Genomic DNA, 14,342 nt, shown 5'->3' with positions numbered 1-14,342 from the left:
GGATTCGCGGCTAATATCCCCACCCGCCGAGCGGAACCCTCCGGTCAGCCCTGTACGGCCAGTACCAGCGGCAGCACTCCTTGCGCACCCGCCCGCCGCAGCAGCCGTGCCGCGACAGCGAGCGTCCACCCTGTCTCGGTGTAATCGTCCACCAGCAGCACCGGGCCGCCGGCCCGCGCGAGTGCCTCCGCGAGCTCCGGCGGCACGGTCAGCGCGCCGGCGAGGGCCTTGAGCCGCTGGGCGCTGTTGCTGCGGGGGAGTCGGTGCTGCTCACCCGTGCTCTGCACCGTCCCGAGCAGCGGCAGCCGGCCGGTCTCCGCGATGTGCGTCCCGAGCGACTGGACGAGCTGCGGCCGGGTGCGCGAGGCGACGGTGACCACCCCGACCGGCCGGGGCTGGGCGTCGTCCACCCCCGGCGCCCAGCCGCCGGGTCCCTTGGCCCAGTCGGCGAGCACGCCCACCGCGGCCCGCGCGACGTCGTCGGGCACGGGCCCGTCCGGCGCATGCGGCGCGAGCAGCGGCCGCAGCCGGTTGCCCCAGCCGATGTCCGACAGCCGGCCCAGCGCCCGGCCCCGCGCCGCCTGCTCCCCGGCCGGGATGCGGCCCTTCAGATCCACGCCGATCGCGGGGAGTCCGGTGGGCCACATGCGCCGGGGCTCCACCTCGACGCCCGCCCGGCCGAGGTCGGCGCGGGCCGCGTCGAGGGCCACGGCGGAAGCCTCGGCCGTGTAGCGGGCGCCCGCGCAGTTGTCGCAGCGGCCGCAGGGCTTGGCGCCCTCGTCGTCCAACTGCCGCTGCAGGAACTCCATCCGGCAGCCCGTCGTCGACACGTAGTCACGCATCGCCTGCTGCTCGGCCGCGCGTTGACGCGCCACCCACGCGTACCGCTCGGCGTCGTACGTCCAGGGCTGTCCGGTCGCGGTCCAGCCGCCCTTGACCCGCTTCACCGCCCCGTCCACGTCGAGCACCTTCAGCATGGTCTCGAGGCGGGAGCGGCGCAGTTCCACGAGCGGTTCGAGCGCGGGGAGGGACAGCGGCCGTTCGGCGCGCGCCAGCACGTCGAGCGTGCGCCGCACCGTCTCCTCCGGAGGGAAGGCGAGGGACGCGAAGTACTCCCAGATCGCCTCGTCCTCCTTGCCCGGCAGGAGCAGCACTTCCGCGTGCCGGACACCGCGGCCCGCGCGGCCGACCTGCTGGTAGTAGGAGATGGGCGACGACGGCGACCCCAGGTGCACCACGAAGCCCAGGTCGGGCTTGTCGAACCCCATGCCGAGGGCGGAGGTGGCGACGAGGGCCTTCACCCTGTTGGCGAGCAGGTCCTCCTCGGCCTGCTGCCGGTCGGCGTTCTCCGTCCGGCCGGTGTACGAGGCGACCGCATGACCGTGCCGGCGCAGGAACGCGGTGACCTCCTCGGCCACGGCCACGGTGAGCGTGTAGATGATCCCCGACCCGGGGAGCTGGTCCAGGTGGTCGGCGAGCCAGGCCATGCGGTGCGCCGCGTCCGGCAGGCGCAGCACGCTCAGGCTGAGGCTCTCCCGGTCCAGCGGCCCCCGCAGCACGAGCGCGTCCGAGGAACCGCCCGTGCCGAGCTGGTCGGCGACGTCGGCGGTCACCCGGGCGTTGGCCGTGGCGGTGGTGGCGAGGACCGGCACCCCCTCCGGAAGGTCGTTCAGCATCGTGCGCAGCCGGCGGTAGTCCGGGCGGAAGTCATGGCCCCAGTCGGAGATGCAGTGCGCCTCGTCGACCACGAGAAGTCCGGTCGCGGCCGCGAGGCGGGGCAGCACCTGGTCGCGGAAGTCGGGGTTGTTCAGCCGCTCGGGGCTGACGAGCAGCACGTCCACCTCACCGGCGTCGATCTCCGCCCGGATGGCGTCCCACTCCTCGCTGTTGGAGGAGTTGATGGTCCGGGCACGGACCCCGGCCCGGGCCGCGGCCTCGACCTGGTTGCGCATGAGCGCCAGGAGTGGGGAGACGATCACGGTCGGTCCGCTGCCCTGGGCCCGCAGCAGCGCGGTGGCCACGAAGTACACCGCGGACTTGCCCCAGCCCGTGCGCTGGACGACCAGGGCCCGGCGCTTGTCGGCGACCAGCGCCTCGATCGCCCGCCACTGGTCGTCACGCAGCCGGGCGGTGCCCGTGTCGTCGCCGACGAGACGGGCGAGCACCGCGTCGGCGGCCGTCCGGAGATCCGTGTTGCTCGTGTGCTCCATGGGTCCCATACAACAGGACCGCGCCGACATCGAGCGTGGGCTGTGGACGAAGGACGACCGGCGACGACGGCAATGGCATGAACCTGACCCGACTTATCCACAAGAAAACCGGAATGTCGCAATCCGCGAGAGGGTCCCGGCATGACGAACCACAGCGGGACGACCGGTCCCTCCGAGAACAGTGACATCCCGATCCTGCGCGGACACGACGAAGCGGAGCCGCGGCGGGACGCGGCCGCGGCCCGCACCGGGACACCCGTGCCGGAGAGCGGGACGGACCACCCTCCGCTCCCGGCGGACCTGTCCTGCACCGCGTACGAGAGCCACGGCGATCCGCGGCAGGTGACCCTGCGCACCCCGGCCGAGCTCGCCGACGCCGTGCCCTATCTGCTCGGGTACCGCCCGGAGGACAGCATCGTGCTCGTGTCCCTGCACGACACGGGCGGGCGCGGCAGGTTCGGCGGCCGGGCCCGGCTCGGCATCCCCGCCGACGCCGGCGACTGGCCCTCCGCCGCCCGGCAGCTCGCCCAGGGCCTGGTGACCGGCTGCGAGCGCCGAGGCGCCCGGCCCGAGCAGATGGTCGTGTTCCTGTGCCAGGAACCGGGACAGGGCGAGACCGGCCGACAGGTCAAGGAGCGCCTCGGACCGCTGGCCCACGCCCTGCGGCTGGAGTGCGGAGCCCTCGACGTCCCGGTGGTCGAAGCCCTCTGCGTCTCCGGCGGCCGCTTCTGGTCGTACTGCTGCGACGACCGGACCTGCTGCCCTGCCGAGGGAACACCGATGGGTCTGCCCGGCACGTCCGTGCTGGCCGCCGCAGCCGCCTACGCCGGGCTCCAGGTCCGCGGCTCCCTCCGTGAACTGCATGCCCGCCTCCAGCCCTGGCAGACCTCCGCCGCCCACGACCAGCGCCGCGCACTGGACGACGCCGGGCTGAAGCTGCTGCCCCGGATCGTCGACGAACAGGCGCGGAGGAAGGTCGCCGACGAGACGATGGAACTGGCCGGGCGTCTCGTGCGCCGCCTCGCCGACGCCCCGTCCGTCTCCGGCGCGCTCCCGGCGGACCTGCGGGACGACGAACTGATCGGGTTCGACGAGGCGGCCACGGTGCTCCTCGGCCTCCAGGACCGCACGACCCGCGACCGCGCCGCCGCGTGGATGGAGGGCGACGAGGCGGACCCCGCCCTGCGCCTGTGGCGGACCCTGGCACGCCGCTGCGTCGGCCCGTACGGCGAGTACGCCGCCGCGCCCCTCACCCTCGCCGGGTGGGTCGCCTGGTCCACCGGTGACGAACTGGAAGCCCGGGAGTCGCTCGCCATGGCCCTCGGGGCCGACCCGGACTATCTCTTCGCCCGTCTGCTGCACCAGGCGTGCAACGAGGGACTCGACCCGGAGTCGATCCGCCGCTGCCTGCGGGGCGAGAGCGAAGGAAGGGGTGAGACGCGGTCCGTGGACGAGGGCGCGGACCCCCGCCCGGCGGAGGCAGGCGAGGCCTCCGTTCAGGACGCGGAGCCCGCCCCTCGAAGGCGCCGGATGCGGACCGCCGGCCGCACGGGTCGGCCGACGCGCCAGGGGACCACCGCGGCCGGACGGCTGCCGCGCCCGCGGACGGCACCCGGCGGGGCCCGCCCCGAAGGTGTCGCGCACCCCGGCGGCCCGGACCCGCGAGGGGGCCGGCGCGGCGGCAGTCGCCCCGGCGCGACTCGCCCCGGCGGCACGAGCCGACGCGGACACCGCCAGGACGGCGCGCACTCCGCGTCACACGGAGGGGACACGGAGGAGTGAAGGGATCCACGTAGAGGTGGTGTCCGGCCGACGGTCAGCCCGGCGAAGGGAGTGTTTATCGTCAGGGAGACGACTATGATCGCCGCATGTCCTACGACCCGTCAGCCTTCCCGCCTTTCGCCGTCACCGTGGACCTGGTCGTGCTCACCGTGCGACGTCACGCTCTGTGTGCGCTGGCGGTGCGCAGGGGCGAGCCCCCGTTCCAGGGGCGCTGGGCACTCCCCGGCGGCTTCGTCCGGGCCGACGAGGATCTGGCGCAGGCGGCGGCGCGGGAGCTGGCCGAGGAGACGGGACTGCGGGTGCACGATCCGTCCGTCCCCGCCCAGGACCACGGCGCCCATCTCGAGCAGCTGGCCACGTACGGCGACCCCGAGCGTGACCCCCGCATGCGGGTCGTGAGCGTCGCCCACCTCGCGCTCGCTCCCGACCTGCCGGCGCCACGGGCGGGCGGCGACGCCAGCAACGCGCGCTGGGCCCCGGTGGACGAGTTGCTGCGACAGGGCGGTTACGGCAGGGAAGGCGAGCCGGTGGCGCCGCTCGCGTTCGACCATGCCCAGATCCTCTGGGACGGGGTGGAGCGCGCCCGCTCCAAGATCGAGTACTCGTCGCTCGCGACGGCGTTCTGCCCGCCGGAGTTCACCGTCGGAGAGCTGCGCCGGGTCTACGAGGCGGTCTGGGGCGTGGCGCTCGACCCGCGCAACTTCCACCGCAAGGTGACGGGCACCCCGGGCTTCCTGGTCCCCACCGGCGGCACCACCACCCGGCAGGGCGGCCGCCCCGCCCAGCTCTTCCGGGCCGGCGGCGCCACCCTGCTCAACCCGCCCATGCTGCGTCCCGAGGTCTGACGGGGAAGGCCGGTCACGGGACGCGTGTCCCCGGACCGTCTCCCTTGGTGCAACGAGCCCTGTGGTGCCCGAAAAATCCGATATGGCGCGCTATCTTGCATCAGGTGATCCAGGCCATCGGACTGACCAGCACCCCCCGCAAAGAGCACCCGCCCGTCGTCGACGACGTCTCCTTCGAGGCGCACGCGGGCCGCGTCACCGCGTTGCTCGGAGCGCCGGGCGCGGGCAAGACGACGGTGTTGAGGCTCATGCTCGAAATCCAACGCGGGCGCGGGATCACCTACTTCAGAGGCCGCCCCCTGCACCGCATCCCGCACCCCGCCCACGAGGTCGGGGTCCTGCTGGGGGACGTGCCGGGGCACCCCGCCCGCTCGGTCCGCGGACACCTCCGCATGCTCTGCGCGGCCTCGGGCGTCCCGGTCCGGCACGCCGACGAAGTGCTCGAAGCGGTGGGCCTGATGAGCCTGCGCGACGAGCGGCTCGGCACCCTGTCACGCGGCATGGACCGTCGCCTGGGCCTGGCCTGCGCCCTCCTGCCGGACCCGCACACGCTCGTGCTCGACGACCCCGCGCGAGGGCTCGCGGTGGGAGAAAGGCGCTGGCTGTACGACATGTTGCGGGAACACGCGGCACAGGGCGGGACGGTGCTGTGCAGCACGGCCGACCCCAAGGAGGCGGCGCGGTTCGCCGACCACGTGGTCACGTTGGACGGCGGACGGCTCGTCGCCGACCAGCGGGCCGCCGACTTCGCCCGTACCCGTCTGCGCCCCCGCGTCGCCGTCCGCAGCCCGCACGCGGCCCGCCTGTCCGCGCTGCTCGCACAGCAGGCCCGCTCGACCCGGAAGTCCGTCGAGGTCGTACAAGAGGGCGGCAACCGCCTGTGCGTCTACGGAAGCACCTGCGCCGAGGTGGGGGAGACGGCGTTCCGGCACGGCATCGTCGTGCACCAACTGGCCGACGAGATCGGCGACATGGGTCCGGGCGCCGGTACGGACACGCAACTCCCGCAGACAGCCGCGTCCGGGTCCCCGGCAGCGACCGACTCCGAGCCCGAACCCGCGGCTCCCGCGCACGAGACCGCTCCCGGCCCGTCGACCCCGCCCGAGCCGCCCCGGGACGCACCCGACGACGACACCCCCACGGCAGCACCCCCGTCGCGCCCCGGCACCCCGCGCCCCACCTCGGCCACCCTCCCGCCCCCCGTCCTCGTCCGGCCCGCCCCCACCCCCCTGCGGCCCGTCCGCTACGAGATCCGGCGGGCCACCGGTGTGGCCACGGGCTACGTCGTAACGGCCTGCGTGCTCGCCGTCTCGGCGCTCACCGCCGTGCTGCTGGCCCGTATCGGTCACACCTCGCAGCCACGGCTGCTGGCCGCCTGGCCCATGGAGTTGCCGCTGCCGCCCGCCGCGCTCGGGGCGGGCCTGCTCGGTGCGCTGGCGTTCGGCGACGAGTTCCGCCACCCCGCGCTCGCGGCGGACCGCGGCACGGTCCCCCGGAGGCTCGGTCTGCTGACCGCCAAGCTCCTCGTCGCCTCGCTCACCGCGCTGGCGCTGGCCGTGCTGACCGTGGGATGCAACGCCGAACTGCTCTATCTCGTCTACGGGAGCGAACTCGTCGCGGTGCCGGCGGACTGGCTCGCTCTCACCGCCGGGTGGCTCGCCCTGGTCACGGGCTGTGCCTGGGCCGGGGTGCTGGCCGCGGGCGTCTTCCGGTCCGCCACCGCCGGGCTCGCCGCGGTCGTCGCCGTGCCCCTCCTCGTCGTACCCGCCGTGCACAAGATCACGGACGGTCCGTCGGTGCGCGGTCCGGAGCCGTTCGCCGGGCGGGTGCGCGACGGGCTGCCGCTGCGGTGGCCCTTCGGGGGCGAGCAGCACCTGGAGGCGGTGCTGCGGCTGGTCGCCCAACCGGTGGGCGGGGCCATGGCGTTGTCGGTGCTGGCACTCCTGTGCGCGTACGCGTTCACCGGCCTGCGCAGCCGAGTCCGATGACGACCGAGTGTGCGCGTCTCAGTCTCTTTTTGATCACAACTCCCCCTGAAAAGCTCGTCTCTTTCCGATAAGGCGTCAATTGCGACGAGGCGGGCGATCACCCTTTCGTGTGCTTTTCACCAAAGACCTCAAGGGAGTTGGAGCCGACGCCGACAAAGAATGCGTGAGTACCCTTGCGCACACCATGATGACCACCGCCCGCTCCGCCGACTCCGGCCTCGCGACCCCGGGCGAACTCGACCGCTACCCCTACGCGGAGGCGCCCGGCTCCGAGCGGGGCCCTGTGTGGGAAGGCGCGGATCCGGAGCTGGGCCGTGCGGTCCGGCGGACCGCGGGCAGCCGCGGACGCGGGCTGCACGGACAGCTCGTCCAGCAGCTGGGACAGATGATCGTTTCCGGTGACCTGGGCGCCGACCGCCCGCTGGTGCCCGAGGAGATCGGTCAGCGTTTCGAGGTGTCCCGCACCGTCGTCCGCGAGTCGCTCCGCGTCCTGGAGGCCAAGGGCCTGGTCAGCGCCCGGCCGAACGTGGGCACGCGGGTGCGCCCGGTCAGCGACTGGAATCTTCTGGATCCGGACATCATCGAATGGCGGGCCTACGGACCGCAGCGTGACGACCAGCGCCGGGAGCTGAGCGAGCTGCGCTGGACGATCGAGCCGCTCGCCGCGCGCCTGGCGGCCGGACACGGCCGGGAGGACGTCCAGCAGCGCCTGACCGACATGGTGGAGATCATGGGGCACGCCCTCGGACAGGGCGACGCGCTGACCTTCGCCCGGGCCGACGCCGAGTTCCACTCGCTGCTCATCCAGGTCGCCGGCAACCGCATGCTGGAGCACCTGTCCGGGATCGTGGGCGCCGCGCTCCAGGTGTCGGGCGGCCCGGTCACCGGCTGTGAGCGGCCGACCGAGACCTCGCTGGCCCACCATGCCCGGATCGTCGACGCCCTCGCCGGTGGCGACGGCCCCGCGGCCGAGGCGGCCATGCGGCAGCTTCTCACGGTCCACCCCGAGGTGGAGCGCGTGGTGCCCGCGCCGCGCGAGCACTGACCGCGTCACCCCGACGGCGCGGTCCGGCCTGCCATCCCCCTCCTGTGGCAGTGCCGCATCCGTGAGCCGTCACCCGTCGGACCCTGCGGAACCATCGACGGTTCCGCAGGGTCCGACAGTACGAAAGACTCACCAAAGCCCTCCGGGGGAGACGGCCCCCTTGCCCCCGATGCGCACTCCTGTCCTCATCTGTCAGGTTTTGACCGGTTACGGGGTGTGACTCGGGCCACGCGGAATGGGCGTAACGCTCCTGGGAAGAACGCGATGACCTAAGAGGTGACAGCCGCGGAGGGAATACGGACGCCGTTCACGGCGCTGTGAACCTTCCCGGCCCCCGCCCGCGCCGTCGGCCCATCCCCAAGCCGGCGGTCGGCCCCTGTCCCCTGTGGACGGGGCCGGAAGCCGTTTTCCAACGTTCCGAGAGGTTGTTCGTGTCGGCCAGCACATCCCGTACGCTCCCGCCGGAGATCGCCGAGTCCGTCTCTGTCATGGCGCTCATCGAGCGGGGAAAGGCTGAGGGGCAGATCGCCGGCGATGACGTGCGTCGGGCCTTCGAAGCTGACCAGATTCCGGCCACTCAGTGGAAGAACGTACTGCGCAGCCTCAACCAGATCCTCGAGGAAGAGGGTGTGACGCTGATGGTCAGTGCCGCAGAGCCCAAGCGCACCCGCAAGAGCGTCGCAGCGAAGAGTCCCGCCAAGCGCACCGCCACCAAGGCCGTAGCGGCCAAGACGGCGACCCCGCGGAAGGCCACCGCCGCCGCGCCCGCGGCCCCGGCCGCCGACGCAGCCGCCGAGGAGGAGGCGGCGCCCGCCAAGAAGGCAGCCGCCAAGAAGACCACCGCCAAGAAGACGGCGGCGAAGAAGACCACGGCCAAGAAGACCGCCGCCAAGAAGACCACGGCCAAGAAGGACGACGCCGAACTGGTCGACGAGGAGGTCCTCGAGGAGACCAAGGCCGCGGTGGACGAGCCCGAGGGCGCCGAGAACGCCGGCTTCGTGCTCTCCGACGAGGACGAGGACGACGCGCCGGCCCAGCAGGTCGCCGCCGCCGGCGCTACCGCCGACCCGGTCAAGGACTACCTCAAGCAGATCGGCAAGGTCCCCCTGCTCAACGCCGAGCAGGAGGTCGAGCTGGCCAAGCGCATCGAGGCGGGCCTGTTCGCCGAGGACAAGCTGGCGAACTCCGACAAGCTGGCGCCCAAGCTCAAGCGCGAGCTGGAGATCATCGCGGAGGACGGCCGCCGGGCCAAGAACCACCTGCTGGAGGCCAACCTCCGGCTGGTCGTCTCCCTGGCCAAGCGCTACACCGGCCGCGGCATGCTCTTCCTGGACCTCATCCAGGAGGGCAACCTCGGTCTGATCCGCGCAGTCGAGAAGTTCGACTACACCAAGGGCTACAAGTTCTCCACGTACGCCACCTGGTGGATCCGTCAGGCGATCACCCGCGCCATGGCCGACCAGGCCCGCACCATCCGCATCCCGGTGCACATGGTCGAGGTCATCAACAAGCTCGCGCGCGTGCAGCGCCAGATGCTCCAGGACCTGGGCCGCGAGCCCACCCCGGAGGAGCTGGCCAAGGAGCTCGACATGACCCCGGAGAAGGTCATCGAGGTCCAGAAGTACGGCCGCGAGCCCATCTCCCTGCACACCCCGCTGGGCGAGGACGGCGACAGCGAGTTCGGTGACCTCATCGAGGACTCCGAGGCCGTCGTCCCGGCCGACGCCGTCAGCTTCACGCTGCTGCAGGAGCAGCTGCACTCCGTGCTCGACACCTTGTCGGAGCGCGAGGCGGGCGTCGTCTCGATGCGGTTCGGTCTCACCGACGGTCAGCCGAAGACCCTCGACGAGATCGGCAAGGTGTACGGCGTCACGCGTGAGCGCATCCGCCAGATCGAGTCCAAGACCATGTCGAAGCTGCGCCACCCGTCGCGTTCGCAGGTGCTGCGCGACTACCTCGACTAGACCGGTCGCCCCGGCACGGCGACCCGTCGTGCGCCGCCGTCCGTGAAAGCCCGGCCCCCGCTCCAGGGGGCCGGGCTTTCACGTTGCCGCGCCTGCCGCGCGGGTGCGGACGCGGAGCGCTTCCCTCACTGTGGGTTGCCAAGGAACACCCCAGTGTGAGGAGTGTGCATGCGGCGTCGACTCGCCAGGGCCCTGGCCCGGCCACTGGCCCTCGTGGCTGCCGGGACCGTCATACCGCTGGCCTCGGCCGCTCCGGTGGCCGCCGACAGCGTCGTCGTCGGTGGCTTCCCCGTCGATGTGTCACAGAGCCCGTACACCGTGGCCCTCTCCAGCCGTGACCGGTTCGGCGGTACGCGGGCGGGGCAGTTCTGCGGGGGTGTGGCGGTCGGGCGGACCACCGTGCTCACCGCCGCCCACTGCATGGACCCGGAGGTGCTCGGCGCCGCACCGGAGCGGGTGCCCGACCTCAGGGTGATAGCGGGGCGCACCGAGCTGCTCTCGGAGAGCGGTCAGGAGGTCGCCGTACGGAAGGTCTGGGTGAACCCGCGCTACGACGGCGTCACCAACTCCGGCGACTTCGCCGTGCTCAGCCTGGCCGAGCCGCTCCCCGCGACCTCGGTCATAGGCATGGCCGGGGCGGGCGACCCGGCCTACCGCGCGGGCACGGCCGCCACGGTCTACGGCTGGGGGGACACCACGGGCTCCGGCGGCTACGCCGGCAGCCTCCACGCGGCGCGGGTACGGGTGCAGCCCGACGCGCTGTGCGAGAAGGCCTACCCGGGGGGCTCCCACGGCGCCTACCGCGCCGAGACGATGCTGTGCGCGGGTGAGATCGCCGGGGGCCGGGACGCCTGTCAGGGCGACAGCGGGGGGCCGCTGGTCGCCCAGGGACGGCTCATAGGCCTGGTCTCCTGGGGTGCGGGCTGCGGCTGGGCGGGCAGCCCAGGGGTGTACACCCGCATCTCGGACGTCCTCCGCACACTGGGGTGGCCTGCGGCCTCGCACGGCTGAGGCCCCACAGGGCCGAACAGAACAGGGTGGTGGGGACGCTGTGGCGGCTTGAAAGGGCCGGGCCCGCCAAGACCCCCCAGTGGAACCGGTGCGGGGAGCGTGAGCAGCGATCACGGAGCCTTGAGCTTCATCGCGCCGGTACGGGTCCGACGCACCGGGCGCCTGGAGTCGGAGCCCGAGGGACACGCGCCCGAGGGAGGCGCAGCAGTTCCCGGCGTCTTCCGCGGCGCGAGCTGCCGGTCAGGCCCCGAGGGGGGGCGCAGCACGTCTCGGCGCCTTGCTGTGGCGCGACCTGCCGGTCGGGCCCTGGGCACGGCCACTTCGGCGCCCAGCTGCGGGGCGCCCTGCCGGTCAGGTCACCTGGGGGCTCCAGAACGCGCCCCACCGCATCACGGGTGCGTCCGCCCACCCGAGCCGCCGCACACGCGCCCGCGTCGGGCACCCGTGCCGCGCCCGCCCAGCGGCCGCGTGCCCGCGTACACGCAGACGGGCGGCGTCCTCCGCGAGGGAGGACGCCGCCCGTTCGCCGGCCTGTGCCGGGCTGGCTGCTCGTCGTCGGACGCGAAGTGTCAGCGCTCCTCGTCAGGAGTGGCCTTCGGAGCGGTCAACCGCTCCGTCTCGTCCTGTATCTCAGCGGCGATCTTCTTGAGTTCCGGCTCGAACTTGCGACCGTGGTGGGCGCAGAAGAGCAGTTCTCCACCGCTCAGCAGGACGACGCGCAGGTAAGCCTGGGCGCCGCAGCGGTCGCAGCGATCGGCGGCCGTCAGCGGGCTCGCGGGGGTCAGAACAGTAGTCACGTCGCCTCTTCTCTAGCTCGACGAGCTGTCGTACCAGGGTCAACATCCAACCAGCCCCAAAACGTTCCCGCTCGAGGCTTTTCCTCAAAAAAATCTTCGAGGCGGCCGGCTGTTGCCGGTTGGCGGCGAATGTGCCGTAGTGCGTGTCTCTGTGTCGTACGGATTCGCGTTGTATCGGTGGTCGGCCCTCCCGGCTGGGTTGCCGGTTGTTCATGAGGACGTGCCCGGAGCCTAAATGGTTCATGCCTCGATGGGAACGTGATGTGTGCTTCACTCCATCGAGGGATCGAACGCTTATGCGACTCTCGACTAGGGTGGGACCGAGACGAGGGTGGCGTGACAACGGCTCTACCAGGCCTCGGTACCCTCTCACCGGTGACCCAAGCCGCGCCCTTACCCACGAGGGCCCCATCTGAAATTCAGCGAGGAGCGAACCGCGTGACCGCCGAGACGTCCGTGCCGTCGTCCACAGCGCTGCTGGCAGGAGCAGACCGGGACGGTTCCAACTACACCGCGCGGCACCTGCTCGTCCTCGAGGGGCTCGAGGCCGTGCGCAAGCGCCCCGGCATGTACATCGGGTCCACGGACAGCCGTGGCCTGATGCACTGCCTCTGGGAGATCATCGACAACGCCGTGGACGAGGCCCTCGGCGGCTACTGCGACCACATCGAGGTCGTGCTCCACGACGACGGCTCGGTGGAGGTCAAGGACAACGGCCGCGGCATCCCGGTCGACGTCGAGCCCAAGACCGGCCTCTCCGGTGTCGAGGTCGTCATGACCAAGCTGCACGCCGGCGGAAAGTTCGGCGGCGGCTCCTACGCGGCCTCCGGCGGTCTGCACGGCGTCGGCGCCTCCGTGGTCAACGCGCTCTCCGCGCGGCTCGACGTGGAGGTGGACCGCGGGGGCCACACCCACGCGATCAGCTTCCGGCGCGGCGTCCCCGGCGTCTTCTCCGCCCTGGGCCCGGACGCGAAGTTCGAGCCCAAGAGCGGGCTGCGCAAGACCAAGAAGATCCCCAAGACCCGCAGCGGCACCCGGGTGCGCTACTGGGCCGACCGCCAGATCTTCCTCAAGGACGCCAAGCTCGCCCTGGACACCCTGCACCAGCGCGCCCGGCAGACCGCGTTCCTGGTGCCCGGCCTGACCATCGTCGTCCGCGACGAGTACGGGCTCGGCGAGGGCGGCAGCAAGGGCGAGGAGTCCTTCCGCTTCGACGGCGGGATCAGCGAGTTCTGCGAGTTCCTGGCCTCCGACAGGCCCGTGTGCGACACCCTCCGCTTCAGTGGCCAGGGCACCTTCAAGGAGACCGTCCCCGTCCTGGACGACCACGGTCAGATGACGCCCACCGAGGTCACCCGCGAGCTCGGCGTGGACATCGCGCTGCGCTGGGGGACCGGCTACGACACGACGGTGCGGTCGTTCGTCAACATCATCGCCACCCCCAAGGGCGGCACCCACGTCGCGGGCTTCGAGCAGGCCGTCGCCAAGACGATGAACGAGGTCCTGCGGGCCAAGAAGATGCTGCGCGTCGCCGAGGACGACATCGTCAAGGACGACGCCCTCGAGGGCCTGACCGCGGTGGTCACGGTCCGCCTTGCCGAGCCCCAGTTCGAAGGGCAGACCAAGGAGGTGCTCGGCACCTCCGCGGCCCGCCGCATCGTGAACAACGTGGTGGCCAAGGAGCTCAAGGCGTTCCTGACCTCCACCAAGCGGGACGCCGCCCAGCAGGCACGCGTGGTGATGGAGAAGGCGGTGGCCGCGGCCCGGACCCGTATCGCCGCCCGCCAGCACAAGGACGCGCAGCGCCGCAAGACGGCCCTGGAGTCCTCCTCGCTGCCCGCCAAGCTCGCCGACTGCCGCAGCGACGACGTCGACCGCAGCGAGCTGTTCATCGTCGAGGGCGACTCGGCGCTCGGCACGGCGAAGCTCGCCCGGAACTCCGAGTTCCAGGCGCTGCTGCCGATCCGCGGCAAGATCCTCAACGTGCAGAAGTCGTCCGTCACGGACATGCTCAAGAACGCCGAGTGCGGCGCGATCATCCAGGTCATAGGAGCCGGGTCCGGCCGGACCTTCGACATCGACGCGGCGCGCTACGGCAAGATCATCATGATGACCGACGCCGATGTGGACGGCTCCCACATCCGCACGCTGCTCCTGACCCTGTTCCACCGCTACATGCGGCCCATGGTCGAGGCCGGCCGGGTCTTCGCAGCGGTGCCGCCGCTGCACCGGATCGAGATCGTCCAGCCCAGGAAGGGCCAGGACAAGTACGTGTACACGTACTCGGACCGGGAGCTGCGGGACAAGCTCATGGAGCTGCAGAGCAAGGGCATCCGGTACAAGGACTCGATCCAGCGCTACAAGGGCCTCGGCGAGATGGACGCCGACCAGCTGGCCGAGACCACGATGGACCCGCGCCACCGCACCCTGCGCCGGATCAACCTCACCGACCTCGAGGCCGCCGAGCAGGTCTTCGACCTCCTCATGGGCAACGACGTCGCCCCGCGCAAGGAGTTCATCTCCAGCTCCGCGGCCACGCTGGACCGCTCCCGCATCGACGCCTAGGAGTACGTGCGCGGAGGGCGCCGACCGCCGGGAACCGCCGGCGGGACGGCGCCCCTCCAGCCGTCCTCACGGGTGCCTGCACGCTCCAGTCACCTGATGGGGTGAAGCGGGACAGGAAGAAGAGCCGGGGAACTT

9 protein-coding genes are annotated in these 14,342 nt (G+C 72.1%); 7 read left to right on the top strand and 2 right to left on the bottom strand.

What is annotated here, in order from left to right:
- Nucleotides 1-44: 44 nt before the first annotated feature.
- Complete coding sequence (locus C1708_RS08625) at nucleotides 45-2,210, bottom strand: RecQ family ATP-dependent DNA helicase (protein ID WP_106412100.1); 2,166 nt, start codon at nucleotides 2,208-2,210, stop codon at nucleotides 45-47.
- 141 nt (nucleotides 2,211-2,351) lie between these two features.
- On the opposite strand from C1708_RS08625, the gene C1708_RS08620 reads away from it, so the two are divergent.
- The 6 genes from C1708_RS08620 (at nucleotide 2,352) to C1708_RS08595 (ending at nucleotide 10,845) form a co-directional block, all read left to right on the top strand.
- Nucleotides 2,352-3,992, top strand: coding sequence for a DUF4192 domain-containing protein (locus tag C1708_RS08620; protein ID WP_106412099.1), 1,641 nt, complete (start codon nucleotides 2,352-2,354; stop codon nucleotides 3,990-3,992).
- Nucleotides 3,993-4,078: 86 nt separating this feature from the next.
- Nucleotides 4,079-4,837, top strand: a complete 759-nt coding sequence (locus C1708_RS08615) for an NUDIX hydrolase (RefSeq protein ID WP_106412098.1) — start codon at nucleotides 4,079-4,081, stop codon at nucleotides 4,835-4,837.
- A gap of 104 nt (nucleotides 4,838-4,941) precedes the next feature.
- Nucleotides 4,942-6,825 carry an ABC transporter ATP-binding protein gene (locus tag C1708_RS08610; RefSeq protein WP_106412097.1) on the top strand — a complete coding sequence of 628 codons (1,884 nt, stop codon included), beginning with the start codon at nucleotides 4,942-4,944 and terminating at the stop codon, nucleotides 6,823-6,825.
- A 163-nt stretch (nucleotides 6,826-6,988) separates the two neighbouring features.
- Nucleotides 6,989-7,870, top strand: a complete 882-nt coding sequence (locus C1708_RS08605) for a FadR/GntR family transcriptional regulator (protein WP_106412096.1) — start codon at nucleotides 6,989-6,991, stop codon at nucleotides 7,868-7,870.
- A gap of 431 nt (nucleotides 7,871-8,301) precedes the next feature.
- A complete protein-coding gene (locus tag C1708_RS08600; RefSeq protein WP_106416221.1) occupies nucleotides 8,302-9,834 on the top strand; it encodes an RNA polymerase sigma factor in 1,533 nt (510 codons plus the stop codon).
- 168 nt (nucleotides 9,835-10,002) lie between these two features.
- Nucleotides 10,003-10,845, top strand: a complete 843-nt coding sequence (locus C1708_RS08595) for a S1 family peptidase (protein ID WP_106412095.1) — start codon at nucleotides 10,003-10,005, stop codon at nucleotides 10,843-10,845.
- A 569-nt stretch (nucleotides 10,846-11,414) separates the two neighbouring features.
- Here the strand turns inward: C1708_RS08595 and C1708_RS08590 are convergent.
- Nucleotides 11,415-11,642 (bottom strand): DUF7455 domain-containing protein, encoded by a 228-nt coding sequence (locus tag C1708_RS08590; RefSeq protein ID WP_048456232.1) that lies wholly within the window; start codon nucleotides 11,640-11,642, stop codon nucleotides 11,415-11,417.
- Nucleotides 11,643-12,080: 438 nt separating this feature from the next.
- Between C1708_RS08590 and C1708_RS08585 the strand changes: the two genes are divergently transcribed.
- Nucleotides 12,081-14,207, top strand: coding sequence for a DNA gyrase/topoisomerase IV subunit B (locus C1708_RS08585; protein WP_106412094.1), 2,127 nt, complete (start codon nucleotides 12,081-12,083; stop codon nucleotides 14,205-14,207).
- Nucleotides 14,208-14,342: the final 135 nt, after the last annotated feature.

This window comes from Streptomyces sp. DH-12 (assembly GCF_002899455.1).
Lineage (GTDB): Bacteria > Actinomycetota > Actinomycetes > Streptomycetales > Streptomycetaceae > Streptomyces.
This window is presented reverse-complemented; position numbering and strand designations above follow the sequence as displayed.